The organism is Micromonospora sp. CPCC 205558, from assembly GCF_036902955.1.
Taxonomy (GTDB): domain Bacteria; phylum Actinomycetota; class Actinomycetes; order Mycobacteriales; family Micromonosporaceae; genus Micromonospora.
In genome coordinates this window covers 1-19,672 of sequence record NZ_JBAKHR010000032.1, presented here as the reverse complement: position 1 = coordinate 19,672, position 19,672 = coordinate 1, and the positions used below count along the sequence as shown (strand labels likewise).

At 71.6% G+C, this 19,672-nt stretch carries 20 protein-coding genes; 10 read left to right on the top strand and 10 right to left on the bottom strand.

Translation table 11 applies throughout. The features are described from left to right. Window positions 1–173: 173 nt before the first annotated feature. From V6U86_RS27930 to trmB, 4 genes are all read right to left on the bottom strand, one after another. Window positions 174–1,076, bottom strand: a complete 903-nt coding sequence (locus tag V6U86_RS27930; RefSeq protein ID WP_334508333.1) for an endonuclease domain-containing protein — start codon at window positions 1,074–1,076, stop codon at window positions 174–176. 379 nt (window positions 1,077–1,455) lie between these two features. Then, window positions 1,456–2,100, bottom strand: a complete 645-nt coding sequence (locus tag V6U86_RS27925) for a hypothetical protein (RefSeq protein ID WP_334508331.1) — start codon at window positions 2,098–2,100, stop codon at window positions 1,456–1,458. Window positions 2,101–2,257: 157 nt separating this feature from the next. Continuing rightward, the gene (locus V6U86_RS27920; protein ID WP_334508329.1) at window positions 2,258–4,771 is read right to left on the bottom strand and encodes a DEAD/DEAH box helicase; all 2,514 of its coding nucleotides are present in this window, start codon (window positions 4,769–4,771) and stop codon (window positions 2,258–2,260) included. Window positions 4,772–4,883: 112 nt separating this feature from the next. Continuing rightward, window positions 4,884–5,591: a tRNA (guanosine(46)-N7)-methyltransferase TrmB gene (trmB, locus tag V6U86_RS27915; protein ID WP_442935017.1), complete on the bottom strand. Its 708-nt coding sequence runs from the start codon at window positions 5,589–5,591 to the stop codon at window positions 4,884–4,886. A 130-nt stretch (window positions 5,592–5,721) separates the two neighbouring features. Here trmB and V6U86_RS27910 point away from each other — a divergent pair, with 130 nt between their 5' ends. Both V6U86_RS27910 and V6U86_RS27905 read left to right on the top strand, forming a co-directional pair. Beyond that, window positions 5,722–6,423 carry a hypothetical protein gene (locus V6U86_RS27910; protein WP_442935019.1) on the top strand — a complete coding sequence of 234 codons (702 nt, stop codon included), beginning with the start codon at window positions 5,722–5,724 and terminating at the stop codon, window positions 6,421–6,423. 52 nt (window positions 6,424–6,475) lie between these two features. Then, on the top strand, window positions 6,476–7,162 hold the full coding sequence (locus V6U86_RS27905; protein ID WP_442935018.1) for a class F sortase: 687 nt from the start codon (window positions 6,476–6,478) through the stop codon (window positions 7,160–7,162). A gap of 156 nt (window positions 7,163–7,318) precedes the next feature. On the opposite strand, the gene V6U86_RS27900 is transcribed toward V6U86_RS27905, so the two are convergent. From V6U86_RS27900 to V6U86_RS27890, 3 genes are read right to left on the bottom strand one after another with little or no spacing between them, the layout of a single operon-like run. Further along, the gene (locus V6U86_RS27900; RefSeq protein WP_334508321.1) at window positions 7,319–7,636 is read right to left on the bottom strand and encodes an antibiotic biosynthesis monooxygenase family protein; all 318 of its coding nucleotides are present in this window, start codon (window positions 7,634–7,636) and stop codon (window positions 7,319–7,321) included. Window positions 7,637–7,653: 17 nt separating this feature from the next. Next, window positions 7,654–8,451 (bottom strand): exodeoxyribonuclease III, encoded by a 798-nt coding sequence (locus V6U86_RS27895; protein ID WP_334508318.1) that lies wholly within the window; start codon window positions 8,449–8,451, stop codon window positions 7,654–7,656. 37 nt (window positions 8,452–8,488) lie between these two features. Beyond that, on the bottom strand, window positions 8,489–9,409 hold the full coding sequence (locus V6U86_RS27890) for a proteasome assembly chaperone family protein (RefSeq protein ID WP_124820583.1): 921 nt from the start codon (window positions 9,407–9,409) through the stop codon (window positions 8,489–8,491). Between the two features lie 419 nt (window positions 9,410–9,828). Here V6U86_RS27890 and V6U86_RS27885 point away from each other — a divergent pair, with 419 nt between their 5' ends. The 3 genes from V6U86_RS27885 (at window position 9,829) to V6U86_RS27875 (ending at window position 11,750) form a co-directional block, all read left to right on the top strand. Beyond that, window positions 9,829–10,689 (top strand): peptidase M23, encoded by an 861-nt coding sequence (locus V6U86_RS27885; RefSeq protein WP_334508310.1) that lies wholly within the window; start codon window positions 9,829–9,831, stop codon window positions 10,687–10,689. Window positions 10,690–10,798: 109 nt separating this feature from the next. Next, window positions 10,799–10,945, top strand: a complete 147-nt coding sequence (locus V6U86_RS27880; RefSeq protein WP_334508308.1) for a hypothetical protein — start codon at window positions 10,799–10,801, stop codon at window positions 10,943–10,945. Between the two features lie 49 nt (window positions 10,946–10,994). Further along, complete coding sequence (locus V6U86_RS27875; RefSeq protein WP_334508306.1) at window positions 10,995–11,750, top strand: EcsC family protein; 756 nt, start codon at window positions 10,995–10,997, stop codon at window positions 11,748–11,750. 15 nt (window positions 11,751–11,765) lie between these two features. Here the strand turns inward: V6U86_RS27875 and V6U86_RS27870 are convergent, their stop codons facing one another. Both V6U86_RS27870 and V6U86_RS27865 read right to left on the bottom strand, forming a co-directional pair. Beyond that, entirely contained in the window at window positions 11,766–12,620 is an 855-nt protein-coding gene (locus tag V6U86_RS27870; RefSeq protein WP_334508304.1) for a GDSL-type esterase/lipase family protein, read from the bottom strand. A gap of 120 nt (window positions 12,621–12,740) precedes the next feature. After that, complete coding sequence (locus V6U86_RS27865) at window positions 12,741–13,325, bottom strand: antibiotic biosynthesis monooxygenase (RefSeq protein WP_334508302.1); 585 nt, start codon at window positions 13,323–13,325, stop codon at window positions 12,741–12,743. 122 nt (window positions 13,326–13,447) lie between these two features. On the opposite strand from V6U86_RS27865, the gene V6U86_RS27860 reads away from it, so the two are divergent. From V6U86_RS27860 to V6U86_RS27840, 5 genes are read left to right on the top strand one after another with little or no spacing between them, the layout of a single operon-like run. Then, window positions 13,448–13,711 (top strand): DUF6343 family protein, encoded by a 264-nt coding sequence (locus V6U86_RS27860; protein WP_334508300.1) that lies wholly within the window; start codon window positions 13,448–13,450, stop codon window positions 13,709–13,711. A 12-nt stretch (window positions 13,712–13,723) separates the two neighbouring features. After that, entirely contained in the window at window positions 13,724–15,139 is a 1,416-nt protein-coding gene (locus V6U86_RS27855; RefSeq protein WP_334508298.1) for an NADP-dependent succinic semialdehyde dehydrogenase, read from the top strand. Between the two features lie 53 nt (window positions 15,140–15,192). Further along, on the top strand, window positions 15,193–16,158 hold the full coding sequence (locus V6U86_RS27850) for a TIGR03885 family FMN-dependent LLM class oxidoreductase (RefSeq protein ID WP_334508296.1): 966 nt from the start codon (window positions 15,193–15,195) through the stop codon (window positions 16,156–16,158). Between the two features lie 37 nt (window positions 16,159–16,195). Next, complete coding sequence (locus V6U86_RS27845; RefSeq protein ID WP_334508294.1) at window positions 16,196–17,767, top strand: Na+/H+ antiporter; 1,572 nt, start codon at window positions 16,196–16,198, stop codon at window positions 17,765–17,767. Further along, window positions 17,764–18,021 carry a UBP-type zinc finger domain-containing protein gene (locus V6U86_RS27840; protein ID WP_334508292.1) on the top strand — a complete coding sequence of 86 codons (258 nt, stop codon included), beginning with the start codon at window positions 17,764–17,766 and terminating at the stop codon, window positions 18,019–18,021. The genes V6U86_RS27845 and V6U86_RS27840 overlap by 4 nt, the downstream gene beginning before the upstream one ends. A 1,424-nt stretch (window positions 18,022–19,445) precedes the next feature. Here V6U86_RS27840 and V6U86_RS27835 read toward each other — a convergent pair. Beyond that, window positions 19,446–19,672 (bottom strand): HNH endonuclease (locus V6U86_RS27835; RefSeq protein ID WP_334508290.1); only part of this gene is annotated, 227 nt, incomplete at its 5' end.

Below are 19,672 nucleotides of genomic sequence, written 5' to 3'. Positions count from 1 at the left end.
CCGCGCACCCGCGCACCCGCGCACCCGCGCACCCGCGCACCCGCGCACCCGCGCACCCGCGCACCCGCGCACCCGCGCACCCGCGCACACCGGTCATGATCGTGCTCGATCCATGAAGTAGTGGTCTCCCTGGACCGGGAGGCCACTACTTCCATGTTGGAGCACGATCACCGTCACCGAGGGGAGCGCGAACGGGCCCGCAAGGCGGCTCGGACCTCGGCGAGGAACCCGTCGAAGTCCTCCCGGAGGCGTTTGGCGGTCAGGTGGAGCACGATCCAGTCGCCGCCGAGCAGTCGGTTGAGGCGTTGCCGGTCCCGATGGAACTGCTCGGGGTCGTCGTGCCAGAGTCCGTCGTACTCCACCGCGACCTTGAACTGCGGCCAGGCGAGGTCCAGTCGGGCAACGAACCTTCCCAACTCGGCCACGACCCACTGCGTCTCCGGCCGGGGCAGGCCGGCGAGCACCAGCCGGACCCGGGTACGGGACTCCTGCGGCGACTCCGCGCCCGCGTCCGCCAGGTCGACCGCGCGCAGCAGTGACCGCCAGCCACGGCGACCGGCCCGGTTCAACGCGTACTCGCGCAGGGCGGACACGGTGGTCAGCCGGCGGGCCAGCATGGCGTCGATGATGACCACAGCCTCCACGATGTCGAGCCAACGGGCCACGTCCCAGCAGGTCCGCGCTGGGCTGGTCACCGTGATCCCGGCCCGGTCCAGCGTGTCTCCGGGGTCGATGTGCCCGTGGTGGACGCGAATGCCGGTGGTCGGGCCGATCCGAGAGCCGGCGGGCACCAGGACGTCGACTGGTTCGTTCACGCTTGTGCTCGGGCAGCCATACAGACCCGCTGCGGCCCGTCCGGCGATGGCCGCGCCCGGCGGCACCAGCCACCGTCTGACGGCGGCGCATCTGATGGCGTGCGTGACGGTGAGCTGGGCATCGGCATAGACGTCGCGGAAGAGCGGCCGCCATGCTGAACTGCGGAGGTCGTTGCGGGTGAGCAGCCCGCGCGACACCGCTTTGGAACCACGGAAGACCCGACCCCGCAACTGCGGCGGCCGACGAGGAGCTCTTGGCATGGTCTAAGGCTGGCCGAACGCGGTAACCGCCCGCTGCCCCTGTGGATAACCGCCGCCGTCACACCGCCCGCGGGACGAATTCTGTCGCCCATGATCGCGCTCGAACATGGATGTAGTGGCCTCCCTCGACGGGGAGACCACTACATCCTGGATCGAGCGCGATCATGGCGGGCAAGCGCGGGCGGGCAGCGCGGGCGGGCAAGCGCGGGCGGGCAGCGCGGTTGGGCAGGGTGCGGGTGCGGTGCGGGTGGGCATGGGCGTGGGGGTTGGGCGTGGGGGTGGGGGTGGGGGTGCGGGTGCGGGTGGGCGTGCGGGTGGGCGCGGGCGTAGGCGTAGGCGTGGGCGTGCGGGTGGGCGTGGGCGTGCGGGGGCGGGTGGGTTAGGCGGCGGTGGACCAGATGGCGCGGAAGGCGGCAGCTTCGCCGGCCAGCCAGCGTTCGATCTGCTCGGGCTTGACGTCGGTGGGCATGCGGTGGGCCTGGCCACGGCGGACATCCACCAGGACCGGCTCGGCGTGCGGGAGCACCGCGTCCATGTGTCGGGCCATCAGGTGCAGGGTGGCCAGCACCGACTCCTCGCTCGGTGGGGTCTCGTCGAAGTGCAGGCGGACCGCTTCGGCGCGGCCGTCGGCGTGGCGTACCCCGAAATGGGGATTGATCTTGACGGGCAGGTCGCCCAGCATGGCCAGGGCGTCGCGGGTCTGGGCGAGGTCGACGGCGGCCGGCTCGCCGAGGGAGTGCAGCCAGGCCGTGGCGCCGGGAACGAGCGCCTGGTAGAGCGGGCGCCAGCGTGGCTTGACCACGTCGACCACCCCGGTCAGGTGGGTGCCGCCGGTGTGGAAGGCGATGTCGGCCTTGAGCGCCTTGACGAACTGGCCGTGCGGGTTGAAGCCGGACCGGCTGGCTCGTTGCTTGCGCAGCCCGCCCACGAAGGTCGCCTTGGTGGGGCCGGTGCGGTCGACGTAGCGGGTGAAGCCGAGCAGCGTGGCGTAGGGGGTGAGGGGCGTGGCGGCGGGCGCGGTCACGGGCGTCCTCCTGGATCGTAATCCTGCAGGTCAGGAACTCGATTAGTACATACATTCTAATCGACGGGTCTGACATCGCCCAGCGAAAGAAGGGGTGCGGAAGACGCGACAAAGGGGGCCGTCCGGCGTGCGGACGACCCCCCTTTCGAGACGCTTGCTAGAGCTGGCCGACGTCGGTGATCCGGACGGCCGCGGCACCGATCTCGTCCGAGGCGGCCAGGTCGATCTCGGCGCTGATGCCCCAGTCGTGGTCACCGTCCGGGTCGTCGAAGATCTGCCGCACAGTCCACCGCTCCCGGCCCTGCTCGATCATGAGCAGCGCCGGACCGCGGGCGTCCGGCCCGACCCCGATCGAGTCGTACGCCTCGAAGTACGGCCCGAGGGCGTCGGCCCACGCGTCGTAGTCCCAGCCGTCGCCGGCGTCCAACTCGGCGAGCAGGTCCCAGCGGCGTAGCGCGGCCAGCTCGACACGGCGGAACAGCGCGTTGCGCACCAGCACCCGGAACGCCCGCGCGTTGCGCGTCACCGCCGGTGGCCGGTCGGTCAGGGCGGCGTGCGCCTGGGCCACCTCCGCCACGTCGGACGGGTTGCGCAGCCGCTCCCACTCGTCGATCAGGCTGGAGTCGACCTGGCGGACCAGCTCTCCCAGCCACTCGATGAGGTCGATCAGCTCCTCGGTCTTGGCGTCCTCTGGCACGGTCTGGCGCAGCGTCTTGTACGCGTCGGCCAGGTAGCGCAGGACCAGGCCCTCCGAGCGGGTCAGCCCGTAGAACTGCACGTACTCGGTGAAGGTCATGGCCCGCTCGTACATGTCGCGGACGACGGCCTTGGGGGAGAGCTGGTGGTCGGCCACCCAGGGGTGCCCCTGCCGGTACATCTCGTACGCGGCGTTCAGCAGCTCGTCGAGGGGCTTCGGGTGGGTCACATCCTCGAGCAGTTCGAGGCGCGCCTCGTACTCGATGCCCTCGGCCTTCATGGCGGCGACCGCCTCGCCGCGCGCCTTGAACTGCTGCGCGGAGAGGATCTGCCGTGGGTCGTCGAGAATCGACTCGATCACGCTCAGCACGTCGAGCGCGTACGACGGGGACTCGGCGTCGAGCAACTCGATGGTGGCCAGCGCGAGGGGGGAGAGCGGCTGGTTGAGGGCGAAGTCGAGCTGGAGGTCGACGGTGAGCCGGATCCGCCGGCCGGTCTCGTCCGGCTCGGGCAGTTCCTCGACGACCCCGCCGGCCCGCAGCGCCCGGTAGATGGCGATCGCCCGGCGGATGTGCCGGCGCTGCGCGGCGGGCTCCTCGTGGTTGTCGGTGAGCAGGTGCCGCATCGCGGCGAACGCGTCCCCGGGCCGGCCGATGACGTTGAGCAGCATCGAGTGGCTGACCTGGAAGCTGGAGGTCAGCGGCTCCGGCTCGGCGTCGACAAGTCGGTCGAAGGTGGGCTGACCCCAGCCGATCGAGCCCTCCGGGGGCTTCTTGCGGACCACCTTGCGCCGCTTCTTCGGGTCGTCACCGGCCTTCGCCAGGGCCTTCTCGTTGTCGATGACGTGCTCGGGGGCCTGCACCACGACCCGGCCGATGGTGTCGTAGCCGGCCCGCCCGGCCCGCCCGGCGATCTGGTGGAACTCGCGGTTCTTGAGCAGTCGGGTACGCACCCCGTCGTACTTGGACAGGCCGGTGAACAGCACGGTGCGGATCGGCACGTTGATGCCGACGCCGAGGGTGTCGGTGCCGCAGATGACCTTGAGTAGACCGGCCTGCGCGAGGGTCTCCACCAGGCGGCGGTACTTGGGCAGCATGCCGGCGTGGTGCACGCCGATGCCGTGCCGGACCAGCCGGGACAGCGTCTTGCCGAAGCCGGCGGTGAACCGGAAACCACCGATCGCCTCGGCGATCATGTCCTTCTCGGCGCGGGTGGCGACGTTCACGCTGGTCAGCGCCTGAGCGCGTTCCAGCGCGGCGGCCTGGGTGAAGTGCACCACGTACACCGGGGCCTGCTTGGTCTCCAGCAGCTCCTCAAGTGTCTCGTGCAGCGGCGTCATCGCGTACGAGAAGATGAGCGGGACCGGCCGCTCCGCCGAGCGCACGACGGCTGTCGGCCGCCCGGTGCGCCGGGTCAGGTCGTCGACGAAGCGGGTGGTGTCTCCCAGGGTGGCGGACATCAGGATGAACTGGGCCTGCGGCAGCTCGATGATCGGCACCTGCCACGCCCAACCCCGGTCGGGCTCGGCGTAGAAGTGGAACTCGTCCATGATCACCTGGCCGACGTCGGCCTTCGTGCCCTCGCGCAGCGCCAGGTTGGCCAGGATCTCCGCGGTGCAGCAGATGATCGGGGCGTCGGCGTTGACGCTGGCATCGCCGGTGAGCATCCCGACGTTCTCGGCGCCGAAGACCTCGCAGAGGGCGAAGAACTTCTCCGACACCAACGCCTTGATCGGCGCGGTGTAGAAGGTCGTCCGGCTGTCGGCGAGGGCCGCGAAGTGCGCGGCGATCGCCACCAGGCTCTTACCCGAGCCGGTGGGCGTGTTCATGATCAGGTTGGCGCCGGAGACGATCTCGATGACCGCCTCTTCCTGATGGGGGTAGAGGTCGAGGCCGCGCTCCTTCGCCCAGCCGGCGAACGCGTCGAAGAGGGTGTCGGGGTCGGCGCTTGTCGGCAGCGCGGCGGTGAGCGTCATAGCCTGTCCATGGTGCCTGGATCATGCCCCGCTACGCCAACCCGGTCTGCGCCGGACCCCCGTCCGGGCGTCCCGAAAGCGCCGGCGCGTTCCGGTTGGGGCGTTTCGCCGGTCACCGTCGGCGGTACAACAGGTCGGCGACCGGCCGACCGGCCGTGATCGCCCGCCGCTCGAATTTTGTCACCGGGCGGTGCGCCGGACGCGGCGCGAACCCGCCGTACGCGTCCACCAGCCCCGGGTCCGCGTCCAGCGTCTCCCGCATCGCCTCGGCGTACTCGGCCCAGTCGGTAGCGCAGTGCAGCATGCCGCCGGGCCGCAGCCGGGACCGCAGCAGCGCCACGTGCGTCGGCTGGATGATCCGCCGCTTGTGGTGGCGGGTCTTCGGCCACGGGTCCGGAAAGAAGACGTGCACCGCGTCCAACGCGCCCTCGGGCAGACCGCTGACCAGGGACAACGCGTCGCCCTGCGCCACCCGCACGTTGCGCAGGCCGGCGCGCTGCACCAGGTTTAGCAGGTTGGCGATTCCCGGCGTGTGCACCTCGACCGCCAGATAATCTCGATCCGGGTCGGCGGCAGCCATCGCAGCGGTGCTGTCGCCCATGCCCGAGCCGATCTCCAGCACGACGGGTGCCCGACGACCGAACAGGTCGGCCAGGTCGACGGGCACGACAGGCCCGTCCGGCACATCCAGGCCGTACGCGGGCCAGAGCCGGCTCAGCGCGTCGGTCTGCCGCTCGCTCATCCGACCCCGTCGGGGGTGGAACGTGCGGATCGTCCGGCTCGCGGGCGGGACGGCGGGAGAATGGTCGGTGGCGGTCACAGCGACCCGAGCCTACGCGACGCCGCCGCCGGATCGGATGTGATGTGCGACCGGAAATGAGAGGATCCAACTGGTACGGCAGGCCGGGTGGTCCACTGCCCGACCCGGCCGCACGGCGTCGGAAGGGGGCATCGTGACAGTGACCCGCGGCGTCGTGACCCTGTCGCTGGTGGCCGTGTTCGCCAGCCCTTTGCTGGCCGCCGCGCCCGCCCTCGCGGCGCCCGAGCGCGCTGTCGCTCATGAACGCGTTGCCGACGCCGCTCCTGTCGTCTCCGAGCGCGCCCTCGCCGCTTCTGCGGTGTCCGAGCGCGCCCTCGCCGCTTCTGCGGTGTCCGAGCGCGTTGTTGCCGTCGCGGCCGCGCCGCAGCCCGGAGGGCCGCCCGGTGGCGCGCCTCAACCGTCGCCGCCGGTGGACATCTTCGTCGAGGTGAGCCCCAGCACGGTGCAGCCCGGTTATCTGGTCGGCATCCGGGCCAGTTGCCGGGACAACTCGGTGGGCGCCACGGTGGTCTCCGACGCCTTCGGGGCGGTCGGCGTGCAGCCGCAGCGCGGGGTGCTCACCGCCGCGCCGATGGTGCGCGAGCGCACCCGCCCCGGCAACTACCGGGTCAAGCTGGAGTGCCGCGACGGCGAGACCGCCTCGACCATGCTCCAGGTGGTCAAGAAGGTGCCGTCCCCCCAGCCCAGTCGTGGTCCGGCCACCGGTTTCGGCGGGAGCTCCGGCGGGATGACCGGCAAGCTGCTGCTGCCCGGTGGCGCCGCGCTGACCATCGCCGGGCTGGTCGTCGCCGTGATGGCGCTACGCCGTCCCCGAGCTGCCGCGCGTCGCTGAAGCCGCCATGGAGATCTTTCGTCCCACCCCACCGCCGCTGGACGACAGTCCGCTGGCCCCCGAGCGCCCGTCGGTGGCGGCGCGCCCGCCGACCGCCGTCGCACCACGGCGTAGTCGTCCGACCGGCCGCAGCCCCTGGTCCGTACCGTTGGCCGTGGTGCTGGTGCTGGCCGGGGTCTTCGCGACCGGGGCAGGGCTGGGCCGCTCGGTCGGCCCACTCGACTTCGCCCCGGCCGGCGGCGACCGGCCGGCCCGCAGCGAGTCCGTCGGGTTGTCGGCCAGTCGTCCGGTGCGCCTCAGCGTCCCGGCGATCAAGGTGGCCGCGCCGGTGGCACCCGTCGGGCAGGCGCGCGACGGCTCGATCGCCGTACCGCCGTTGGAGCGGCACAACGAGACCGGTTGGTACGACCGCGGGCCCACCCCCGGCGAGCCGGGCCCGGCGGTGATCGTCGGGCACGTGGACACGAAGACCGGCCCGTCGGTCTTCTACGACCTGGGCAAGCTGCACCCCGGGGACCTGATCGAGGTGGCCCGGGCGGACGAGTCGGTGGTGGTGTTCCGGGTCGACACCGTCGAGCACTTCCCGAAGGACCAGCTACCCGCCGAACGGATCTACGGCCACGACGGGCCACCCGGGCTGCGGTTGATCACCTGCGGCGGGCAGTTCATCGGGGGCCGCACCGGCTACGCCGACAACGTCATCGCCTTCGCCACCTTCCAGTCCTCCCGCAAGCAGTGACCGGGCCCGGTCAAGATCGTGCTCGAACCAGGATGTAGTGGCCTCGCGCCGCGAGGAGGGGACTACATCCAGGATCGAGCACGATCAAGGCGCCTGCCCGACGACGTACCAGGCCCGGGGGCTTCGTCCGTATCCGGGAGGCCGCGGGGGAGTGGGTCAGGGCTGGGGGACGTGGAGGGCGACCTCGAACTCCAGGAGGCTGGCGCCGGTGGAGACCGGGGGACGGGGCTTGTCGCCGGGAGCGGTGGCGTGCGCGGCACGCGAGGGGCCGGCGGCCCACGCCTGGAAGGCTTCTTCGCTCTCCCACTTCGTGTAGACGAAGTAGCGGGTCTCGCCGGCCACCGGGCGGAGCAGTTCGAAGCCGAGGAAACCGGGGGAGTTCTCCACCGCGCCGGCCCGTGCGGCGAACCGCTTCTCCAACTCCGCGCCGCCGCCGGGCGGGACCTCGATTGCGTTGATCTTCACGACTGCCATCTGCCCACCCTAGCCACTCAGAACGCCTCCACCGCCGGGACCAGGTCCGCGTCGACCACGATCGGCGCGTGGTCGGACGGGCCCTTGCCCTTGCGGGCCTCGCGGTCCACGTACGCGGAGCGGACCGCGCGGGCGAACGGCGCGGACGCGTACACCAAGTCGATTCTCATGCCCTTGTTCTGGTGGAACATGCCGGCCCGGTAGTCCCAGTAGGTGAAGGGGTGTGGGCCCTTCATCGGGGTCGGCACCACGTCGCTGAGGCCCAGGTCGCGCAGCGCCGCGAGGGCCGCCCGCTCGGCCGGGGTGACGTGGGTGGAGTGCGTGAAGACCGCCGGGTCCCAGACGTCGTCATCGGTCGGGGCGACGTTGAAGTCGCCGCAAACCGCCAGCGGCAACCCGCCGGCCAGCTCGGCGTCGAGCGCGTCACGCAGCGCCGCGAACCACGCCAACTTGTACGCGTAGTGCGGGTCGTCCGGCGTCCGGCCGTTGGGCACGTACACCGACCAGACCCGCACCCCGTCGCAGGTGGCGGAGATGGCCCGGGCCTCGGGCTCGGGAAAGCCGGGCTCGGCGGCGAACCCGACCCGGACGTCGCCCAGCCCGACCCGGGACAGGATGGCCACCCCGTTCCACCGGCCGTCGCTGTGGCTGGCCACGGTGTAGCCCAACTGGCCCACCTCGGTCACCGGGAACGCGCCGTCCGGGCACTTCGTCTCCTGCAGGCAGACGACGTCCGGCCCGGTGTCGGCCAGCCACTCCAGCAGCCGGGGTAGGCGGGCCTTCACCGAGTTCACGTTCCAGGTCGCCAGGCGCATGCCCTCAGCCTGCCGCATCCGCCGCCGCGACGCCGGGTCAGCTGCCCGGGGTGTCGCCGGGACGAGTCTGTTCGGCCAGGAACCGTTCCAGTTCCGCGCCGAGTTCGTCGGCCGTGGGTAGGGGGCCGGCGTCCGGGGCGAGCAGGCTCTTCTCGCCCCGACCCCGGGCGAACGCGTCGTACTGCTCCTCCAGGGCCTGGACCAGGGCCGCCGCGTCCTCGGTCTGCGCGACCTGCCGGTCGATCTCGACCCGGACCACCTCGGCGGCCGAGCGCAGCCCGTCGCCGGGCAGCAGCAGCCCGGTGCTGCGGGACACCGAGGTGAGCAGCACCTCGGCGGCTGCCGGGTACTCGGTCTGCGCCACGTAGTGCGGCACGTGGGCGGCGAAGCCCAGCGCGTCGCGGCCCTGCTCGCCGAGGCGGAACTCCAGCAGGTGACCGACGCTGCCGGGCACCTGGACGCGTTGCAGCCAGGGCTCGTAGCCGCCGATCAGCTCGGGGCGGGTGGCGTGCGCGGTGACCCCGGTCGGCCGGGTGTGCGGGACCGCCATCGGAATCGAGTTGAGCCCCACGGTGAGCCGGACGTCCAGCCGGGCGGCGAGCCCGGCGACGGCGGCCACGAAACGCTCCCACTGCAGGTCCGGCTCGGGGCCGGTGAGCAGCAGGAACGGGGTCTCGTCGTCGTCGTGCAGCAGGTGCAGCTCCAGCTTGGGCGCGTCGACGCTCTCCCAGTGGTCCTCGACGAAGGTCATCACCGGTCGTCGCGACCGGTAGTCGAAGAGCTGGTCGACGTCGAAGGTGGCGATCGGCCGACCCTCCAGCGAGGTGAGTAGCTGCTCACGCGCCAGTCGGCTGGCGTTTCCGGCGTCCACGAACCCGGTGAGGGCCTGGATCAGGACCGGCTGCCCGAGGTCGGGCAGATCGTCGGTGAGCTGGTAGAGCTCGTGTGGGTCGAGCACCGGTGCGGACCTCCCTGAAATGTGCCTGCGGGGCGCGCTCGCTGCGGAGGGCACCCGTTCGGGCAACGTACCCGCCATCCTGGTGCATTCCTGCGTCGGGCGATCCGTTGGCCGGGTGGTGGGCGTGACCGGACTAATCGTCTGTTTACCCCGCCAGGTCGAGCCTCCTGTCCGATCGGTGGAGGGCGGTTCGGCCCAAAGGTCGAGTTTGTCGATCGTGGCGGGCTCGGCGGCCCGATGTCCGGCCCTGTGTGGGGCCATGCCAGTCCGCGCGGGCCGCCCGCTTCATCCGGTACGCGAGGTACGTTCCCCGGGCGGGTCGACCCGCCCGGGTCGTCCACCACCACGGGTCCGATCTGTGTCGAGCGCCACGTGATCACCGTGCGTGATCGGAGTTTCGGTCTGCCTAGCCTCGGTTGATGCGTGACGACGGCACCCTCGACGACCCGTACGCCCCGAGCAGCCCCACCGCCGATACGGAGGACGGCACCTCAACCGAACGGACAACCGCCGCGAGCCGGCTCCGGGCGTACGCCCGGGACCTGACCGGTCGACGCCGGGCACAGATGGCGCTGGCCACCGGTGTGGTGTGCTGCCTCGGTCTGGCCGCCGTCGCCCAGGTTCGCGATGGGGGCGCCGACGCGGCGACCCGGGGTGGATCGCCCTCCAGCTCCGAGCTGGCGCAGCGCGCCGAGCAGCAGCGCGCCTCCCGTGCCCTCGACCGCACGGCCGCCCCGAGCGCGTCGGCCGCTGCCCCGTCCGCCACGGCGAGCCTCGCCGACCCGGACACCACGGCGCCGGCCCGCAAGGCCGCCCCGGCTCGCCCGACCAAGCCGGCCCCGGTTGCCGGCCTGGACAAGGACCAGATGGAGAACGCCGAGGCGATCGTCCGCACCGGCCGCAAGATGGGGGTGCCGCGCCGGGGTCTGGTGATCGCGGTGGCCACCGCCATGCAGGAGAGCAACCTCTACAACGTGGCCAGCGGGGTGCTGCCCGAGTCGCAGAACCATCCGCACCAGGGGGTCGGCTGGGACCACGACTCGGTCGGGCTGTTCCAGCAGCGTTCCAGTAGCGGCTGGGGACCGGTGGGCCGGTTGATGGACCCCGAGTTCGCCACCCGACAGTTCCTCGCCGCGCTGGAGCAGGTGCCTGGTTGGGAGCGGATGCGGCTCACCGACGCCGCGCAGGCGGTGCAGGTCTCCGCGTACCCCGAGTACTACCAGCAGCACGAGTGGCGGGCCACCCGGGTCGTCGACGCCATCCTGGCGGCGGGGCGGTAACCTACCGCCCACTATGGACGGTCAGGGGTTGAGGCTGTCGCATCCCGGGTACATGTCTTGCGGGTACGGGGTACAAACATGACTACGGGATTGTCGACAGGAGGACGTCATGTCACTCATGCAGCGGATAAGCACCTTCCTGAAATCGCCGAAGGGGCAGCAGTTGGTCGAGCGAGGCCGTCGGGAGCTGGCCAAGCCGGGCAACCAGCAGAAGCTGAAGGGGTTGGCGGCGAGGCTGTCCAACCGCCGCCGCTGACCGCTGCATCGGCCGCCCTGTCCACCGTTCCCACCCCTGGGGAGACCCGGTGACCGACATTCCGCCCGTCGGCGGTCAGCCCGCCGCCCCGACTCCGCAGCAGCCCGTCGACCTGCCTGCCGTGCCGGTGGACGCCCCCGAGGGCCCGCCGGCCCGACTCTGGGACCGGATGCGTGACGACCCGCAGTACGCGCCGGAGCACCTCGCCCTGGAGGCGGTGCGCCGCCTCGGGCCGGAAGCCGTGCAGTGGGCCGGCCGAGCCCGGGCCGAGCAGCCCGGGGTTTCCGCCGATGCCCTCGCCGACCAGGCGGCCCGCAAGTTCGTCAACCTGGCCCGGCTCTCCGGCGCGGTCTCCGGCGCGGCCGGGCTGCCCGGTGCCGTGATCGACGTGGGCGTGCTGGCCTGGACCCAGGCCCGGATGGTGCTGCACATCGCCGCCGCGTACGACGTCGACCCCCTGCACCACGATCGGGCCACCGACCTGCTGGTGCTCCAGCGGGTGCACAAGGTCGCCGAAAGCGCCCGGCTGGCGCTCGGCGTGGCCGCCGGTCGGGAACGCGCCGACGCGCTCTTCGGCCTGGGCGGTCAGCGTCCGCTCGGTCGGGTCATGCTCCAACTCGGCATCCGGCTGGCCCAGATGGCCGGCGTCCGGGCCGCGAAGCGGATGATTGCCAAGGTCGTCCCCGGTGCGGCCATCGTGCTCGGCACCTGGGCCAACTCCTCGGCGACAAAGGACCTCGCCCAACGTTCCCGGGCCCTCTACCGCTCCCGCGGCAACGCCGTGCCAGAGCCGCGGCAGCCCTGACTGCCTGCCCGGTCGTCAGTTGGCCAGACCGGAGGAGCGCCAGGTCACCTCGGCGATGCGGCCCTGGCCGGTGGCGTTGGGGTGGAACCAGTCCAGCGGGTTGAGCAGATCCAGGGTGAACCGGACCTTGTGCAGCGCGCCGCCGTCGTGCCGGCACCGTGACCCGTACGCCCGGCAGGCCGCCTTCAACTCGGCGTTGTACGCGTCGATCCGGTCCCGGACGGCGGCCCGGCGCGCCCGGTCGGCGGGCGCGGTCGAGGTCGCCTCGGCCAGCAGGGCCGGGCAGATGCCACCTCGCCGCCACGCACGGGTCGCCCGGTCGTTGTCGTGCCCCACCTCCCAGAGCCGGTACAGGTCGGGGATGCTCACCACCAGCACCCGGGCCTTCGGTCGGCCGGTCCGCAGGACCCGCAGCCCCCGGTCGACGTCGGCCCGGAACTGCGCCACCGGCGTCATCGCGTCGACCCCGCCCCGGCAGGCGTCGTTGGCGCCGATCAGCACGGTCACGTAGTCGGCGCGGTCGCGTACCGCCGCCTGCGCCTGACCGACGAGAGCGTCCGCGCGGGCGCCGGGACGGGCGTGGTTGTACCGCCGGTCGCGGATCGCCGTGTTCTGTTCCAGCAGCCGCCGGTAGTGGCTCTGCACCCGCAGCCCGTCCCCGGTCGACCAGGAGTTGCGCTCGCAGGAGGTGAGCACCAGGCAGGAGGCGAAGCCGGTGCTGATCGAGTCGCCGAGGGCGGCGATGCCACCGGGCCCACTCGACGGCGGGGCGCTCGTGGTGGGTCGGGGTGTCGCGGTGTTGCCGCCCTCGCAGGCGAGCGCGACCAGCGCTGCGAGACAGGCCAGGGCGGCAACCCAGCGTCGAGGCATGACGTCTCCCGTTCCCGCAGCACAGAGCGACAGCGCGGTAACTCTATGCGCAGGATGCGGTTGGCCGGGAAGTTGCTGTCGGGTATGCGGCAGAGTGCCGACGCGAGCGCCGTCGGGGTGCTATGCGTCCCGCCAGGGTGCCCGTTGGCCGTGCAGCCACCAGTGCAACGCCCGGGTGATCCGGGGCAGCACCAGATAGGTCATCAGCGGGGTCAGGCAGAGCGTCATCAGCAGCACCCGCGCAGCCAGCGGCACCGCGTCGAGGAAGTGGCTCGTCAGCAGGGTAGCGGTCAGACTCAGCGGGAAGAACGCCAGCCAGATGGTCACCGCCTGCTTCCAGCGGGGCGGCGACGCGGGCGGGACCGGCTCCACCGAGTGCTCCAACGGCGGGTCGAACCAACCCTCGATCCCGGTACGCCGCTCCACCCGGGTGTGTTCGACGATGCCCTGCGCCGAGCTGAGCCACCAGCGCCGCTGCGGTGACTCCTCCCACCGGCGCAGGGTCTCGGCGTCGGCGAAGCGGTAGAGCATGTGCCACTGCGGCGAACCCGGGCCGCTCTGCACCCAACCGGCGCCGAGGAAGCCGGGAAATGCCTCGGCCAGCGCGGTGCCGGCGCGCATCCAGGCCACCATCTCGCTGGCCCGGGCGGGGTCGACGCGGCGGGCGATGGAGACGGTCACCGGCACGGTGAGGGTCATTGACATGGGCCCATCCTCCGGTCGACGGGGCCGCGGCGCGAACGGATGTGCCGGAGCACACCGGCGCGGCCGGGTGGGCAAGCGCGCAGTACCGGTTAACCCGGCCGATCGGGGGTAGATCGGTGGGTATGACGAGATCGCAGCCCCGGCGCGCCCGTGGCACGGTCGGCCACGCGAACAGCGCGCTGAACCTCCGGCTCACCCTGGCCAGCTTCGGCCTGGTGATCATGGTGATCTTCGCGGTGCTGGCGTTCTGGGCCGGCATCGCCTGGCTCGGCGTACTCTGCGCGATCTTCGCCGCGGTCGCCGTGGTCGACCTGGTCGTGATCCAGCGCCGCCGCGCCGCCCGGCGCCGCGAGGAGCCGGGTGTACGACACTCGTTGTTCGAGTGACAGGAGGACGAGATGCCCCACATCGCCACCACCAACCCCGCCACCGGACAGGTGCTCAAGACCTATGAGGCGATGTCCACCGAGCAACTCGACGATGCCATCGAGCGCACCGACCTCGCGTTCCAGCAGTTGCGGGAGACGACCGTCGACCAGCGCGCCCGGTGGATGAACGCCGCCGCCGACCTGCTGGACGCCGAGCGCGACGAGATCGCCCGGATCATGACCACGGAGATGGGCAAGACGTACGTCGCGGCGCAGGCCGAGGTGACCAAGTGCGCCACGGCCGCCCGCTTCTACGCCGACCAGGCCCCCGCGTTCCTCGCCGACGAGCCGGCCGACGCCGCCGCCGTGAAGGCGACCCGGGCATTCATCCGCTACCAGCCGATCGGCGTGGTGCTCGCGGTGATGCCGTGGAACTTCCCGCTCTGGCAGGTGATGCGCTTCGCCGCCCCGGCGCTCATGGCCGGCAACACCGGCCTGCTCAAGCACGCCTCGAACGTGCCGCAGACCGCGCTGCTGCTGGAGGACGTGTTCCGGCGAGCCGGCTTCCCCGAGGGGGCCTTCACCACGGTGCTGGTCGGCTCGGACGCCGTGGACCGGATCCTCAGCGACCCCCGCGTCCGCGCTGCCACGCTCACCGGCAGTGAGCCGGCCGGCCGGTCCATTGCGCAGATCGCCGGGCGGGAGCTGAAGAAGACCGTCCTCGAACTCGGCGGCAGTGACCCCTTCGTGGTGATGCCCTCGGCCGACGTGGACCGGGCCGCCGAGGTTGCCACCACCGCACGCTGCCAGAACAACGGCCAGTCCTGCATCGCCGCGAAGCGGTTCATCGTGCACACCGACGTGTTCGACGCCTTCGCCGAGAAGTTCGCCGCCAACATGGCCGCGCTGCGCGTCGGCGACCCGATGGACCCGAACACCGACGTCGGGCCGCTGGCCAGCGAGCGTGGCCGCGACGAGGTGCACGCCCAGGTGCGCGACGCGGTGGACAACGGCGCGACCGTGCTCTGCGGTGGCGAGCCGCCCACCGGCGACGGCTGGTTCTACCCGCCGACCGTGGTCACCGACCTCACCCCGCAGATGCGGATGTGGTCCGAGGAGGTCTTCGGCCCGGTCGCCGGCCTGTTCCGGGTCTCGTCGTACTCCGAGGCCATCGAGGTCGCCAACGGCACCAGCTTCGGGCTCGGCTCGAACGCCTGGACCCGCGACCCGGCCGAGCAGGAGCGCTTCGCCACCGACCTGGACGCGGGCAACGTCTTCATCAACGGGATGACCACCTCCTACCCGGAGTTGCCGTTCGGCGGTGTGAAGAACTCCGGTTACGGGCGGGAATTGTCGGCGCTGGGCATGCGCGAGTTCTGCAACACCAAGACGGTCTGGGTGGGTGAGGGCGCCGCCTCGGCCGGCGCTGGCGCGCACGCCGAATAGTTCGGGGAGCGGGCACGCGTCAGCCGGCGCCGTCGTGGGTAGGAGGTGTGCCCATGACGTCGTTCGGGTTCCACGCCTCGCATGAGCAGATCGGTCCGCGCGCCCTGTTGGAGGCGGTGATGCACGCCGAGCGGGCCGGCTTCGACGCCGCCATGTGCTCCGACCACTTCTCCCCGTGGAGCGCCCGGCAGGGCGAGTCCGGCTTCGCCTGGTCCTGGCTGGGCTCGGCCCTGCAGGCCACCGGCATGCCGTTCGGCGTGGTCAACGCCCCCGGCCAGCGATACCACCCGGCGATCATCGCGCAGGCGATCGGCACCCTCGGCGCGATGTATCCGGGCCGGTTCTGGGCGGCCCTGGGCACCGGCGAGGCCAGCAACGAACACATCACCGGCGACCCGTGGCCGCGCAAGGACGTACGCGCCGCCCGGCTGCGCGAGTGCGTGGACGTGATCCGAGCCCTGCTGGCCGGCGAGGAGGTCAGCCACGACGGCCTGGTCCGGGTGGATCGCGCCCGGCTGTGGACCCGCCCCGAGCAGCCGCCCGCGCTGGTCGGCGCCGCCGTCAGCGTGGCCACCGCCCGCTGGTGCGCCGAATGGGCGGACGGGCTGATCACCGTGAACGCCCCGGTGGCGCACCTGCGCGAGATGATCGACGCGTACCGGGACGCGGGCGGGCGTGGGCCGCTGCACCTCCAGGTGCACGTCTCCTGGGCGCCGGAGCAGGCACAGGCCGAGGCGATCGCGTACGACCAGTGGCGCAGCAACGTCTTCGTCCCGCCGGTCTGCTGGGACCTGGAGACCGCCGAACACTTCGACGTGGTCTCCGCCGACGTTCCGGCGCAGCGGGTCGCCGAGGTGGTGAACGTCTCCTCCGACCTGGGCCGGCACGTCGGCTGGCTGGAGGAGTACGTGCAGCTCGGCTTCGACCAGATCGCCCTGCACCACGTCGGGCAGGAGCAGCGCGGCTTCATCGACGCGTTCGGCGCGGAGGTGCTGCCGAAGCTGCGCCCGGGCGGCTGATCGAGGCCGAATCGGCGTACCCCTAGGCTCGTACCCCATGGAAAGCCTCTTTCCGGTCGTCGTTTTCCTGGCGATCGCCACCCTGGGCGCCGCGTTGGCCCGCCGACTCGGCCTGCTCGCGCCGATCGTGCTGGTCATCCTCGGCCTGGCGCTCTCGTTCGTGCCGGGCTTCCCGCAGGTGCACCTTGAGCCTGAGTTGGTGCTGGTCGGCATCCTGCCGCCGCTGCTCTACGTGGCCGCGCTGGAAACCTCCGTGCCGGCGTTCAAGAACAACATCCGGCCGATCCTGCTGCTCGCGGTCGGCCTGGTGCTCTTCACCGCGTTCGTGGTCGGGGTGGTGCTGCACCTGCTGTTGCCGCAGGTGCCGTTCGCGATCTGCCTGGCCCTCGGCGCGGTGGTCGCCCCGCCGGACGCCGTGGCCGCCACGGCCGTCGCCCGCCGGGTCGGGCTGCCCCGCCGGGTCGTCACCATCCTGGAGGGCGAGAGCCTGGTCAACGACGCGACCGCGCTGGTGCTGCTGCGGGTGGCGACGATGGCCACCATCGGTTCGGCCGTCGGCACGACCGAGGTCGCCGTCGAGGTGCTGCGGGCCACCGGCGGCGGCATCCTGATCGGGGCGCTCGGGGCGCTGGTGTTCGGCTTCCTGCATCGGCGGATCACCGACCCGCTGCTGGACAACGCGCTGTCGCTGATCATCCCGTTCGCGGTGGTGTTCACCGCCGAACACCTGCACGCCTCCGGCGTGGTCGCGGTGGTCGTCACCGGTCTGGTGCTCGGGCACAAGCTGCCCCAGTTGCTGTCCGCGGCGTCCCGGTTGCAGATCGGCGCGTTCTGGAAGCTGGTCCGTTTCCTGCTGGAGGGCCTGGTCTTCCTGTTGGTCGGGCTCCAACTGCGGGAGGTGCTGCGCGATCTCGACGAGCCGATCGGCTCGCTCACCCTGATCACCTTCGCGGTGCTCGCCACCGTCTTCCTGACCCGGTTCATCTGGCTCTTCCCGGCCACCTACCTGGCCCGGCTGGTCCCCCAGGTCCGCCGCCGTGACCCCCGACCGTCACCGAAGTTCCCGATCATCATCGGGTGGGCCGGCATGCGAGGGGTGGTGACCCTGGCCGCCGCACTGGCCCTGCCACTGACCCTGGCCGACGACGAGCCGTACCCCAGGCCGTTGTTCATCTGGCTGGCCTTCGCCGTGATCGTTTTCACCCTGGTCGGCCAGGGCGCCACCCTGCCGCTGGTCGCCCGCCGGCTGAAGCTGCCGCAGGACGACCCGGTGCAGGACGCGCTCTCCGCGGCCGCGGTGCAGCAGCAGGCCAGCAAGGCCGCCCAGGACCGCCTCGAGGAGTTGGCCGACAGCGCCCCCGAGGCGGTGGTGGCCAGACTGCGTCGAGCGGTGGAGGACCGCACCAACATGGCGTGGGAACGGCTCGGCGGCGACGAGCGGGAGACCCCGTCGCAGGCGTACGGTCGGCTGCGACAGGAGATGATCGACGTCGAGCGGGACGTGTTCCGGGCTGCCCGGGACTCCGGTCGGATCCCTGAGGAGGTCCTGGTGCGGGCCTACCGTGACCTGGACCTGGAAGAGTCGTTGCTGCGAGAGGTTGAAAAGTGAGCTGTCAGCACCTGACCGAGGCCGGCGCTGCCGAGCCGCGCACCCCCGACCAGTGCGCGGACTGCGTCGCCACCGGCGACACCTACTGGGTGCACCTGCGCACCTGCCTGAGCTGCGGGCAGGTCGGCTGCTGTGACTCGTCACCGAACCAACACGCGAGCAAGCACTTCGCGTCCACCGGCCACCCGGTGATCCGCTCGGCGCAGCCCGGCGAAGCCTGGCGCTGGTGCTTCATCGACGAGGAGATCGGCTGACCGCTGGCCGGGAGCGCCTCGGCGCGGTTCGCCAGGGCCCGTCGGGTCAGCGGCGGCACGGCCAGCCCGGTGACCGCGAGTAGCCCGGCCAGCACCAACCAACCGATCGGCCCTCGGTCGAGGATCAGCCAGGTCAGCACCGCCGGCCCAGCCGCGCGAGCCAGCCCGGCGAGCAGGGTGTCGACCCCCTGGTACGCGCCGATCGCGTCCGGGGCGGCGAGGTCGTAGGCCAGCGCCGCCCCGGACGCGCTGTGCCACAGGTCGCCGAGGGTGTAGATCACCGTCGCGCCCAGCAGTAGGCCGACCGCGGCCACGGTGGGCACGACGGCGGTCGTGGCCCAGAGCAGCATCCCGGCCGCGAGCACCAGCCCGGCCCGGCGCATCGTCGTCGCCGCCGGCAACGCGTGCCGCGCACCGCTACTCAGTCGTACCGCGAGCAGCACGGTGAGCAGCGTGTTGACCAGCAGCACCGCGGAGATCGTCACCAGCGGCGCATCGGTGCGGGCCACCACCCACAGTGGCAGCACGACCGACAGCACCACCCCGTGCAGGGAGAGCACCGCCGAGGCCCCGGCGACCGCGAGGAACCAACAGTCGCGCAACGCCCGACCGGGTTTCGGCCGCAGTGGCCGCCGAGCCGGCGGAAACGACGGTAGTCGCATGATCAGGACCGCCGAGACCAGATAGGTCGCGACGTTGCCGACCACGAGCATCCGGTACGCCCACCCGGTGTCGACCGCCAACGCGAACGCGGCCAGCCCTGCGCCGAGCGCCACCCCGAGGTTGGCCACCGCGCGCAGGGTGGCGAAGGCGCGCACCCGGCCCTCCGGCCCGCCGACCGCGGCGACAAGCGCGGCGCGGACCGCCAGGTTGCCGGAGATGAGTGGCAACGCTGGCCTACCAGGATTCACAAAGGCGGACTGCCTGATCAGCAACTACAGTGGGGCCCCGATCTTCAACGTCAAGCTCCGTCTACTGCACAATGGATCAGTCCTCAGTGTCAAGGATGGGATATTCTCCGTGCTGACAGAAGAAACAGATTGGCACGCTGACCTGAGGAAACTCATTCCCGCGTCGACAAGCGAGCCAACGGCTGACTGGGTTGTCGAGATCCGGTTCACGGACTCCTCGGGACATTTGTGGTGCCGAGTAGGTATGGATCTCCCCGTCAGAATTCTTCCGGCCCAACCATCCGAGAGTCCGATCCGGTGGATTCTCCTCTTACTTGCTGGGGCGGCATCGGCCGTAGCAGGGATCGGCATCATTCAGTACATCCTGTAGTCAGCCCAAGCCGAGTCGTCGAATCAGCCACCTGGGGTGGCGGTTGATCGCGGGCGCGGCGCCGAACGTCGGGCATCGGGCGGTGGCCGGGTTGCAGCACGCCGGCCTTGGTCGACACGGGGATCCGGATCGACGCGGAAAGATCACGTTCGTCGGTGGTAGTGGTTGCGGCGGGGGAGTTGGTCCGGGTCGAGCCACGCGGGCGGCGTGAACTCGGGATGGCCGTCGCTGCCGAGTCGTACGGCCCAGTCGCTGTGGTGGATATGTCGGTGGTGGTGGCCGCAGAGCAGGACGGCGTTGTCGAGGTTGGTGGTGCCGCCGTCGGCCCAGTGCCGGATGTGGTGGCCGTCGCACCAGCGGGGCGGGCGGT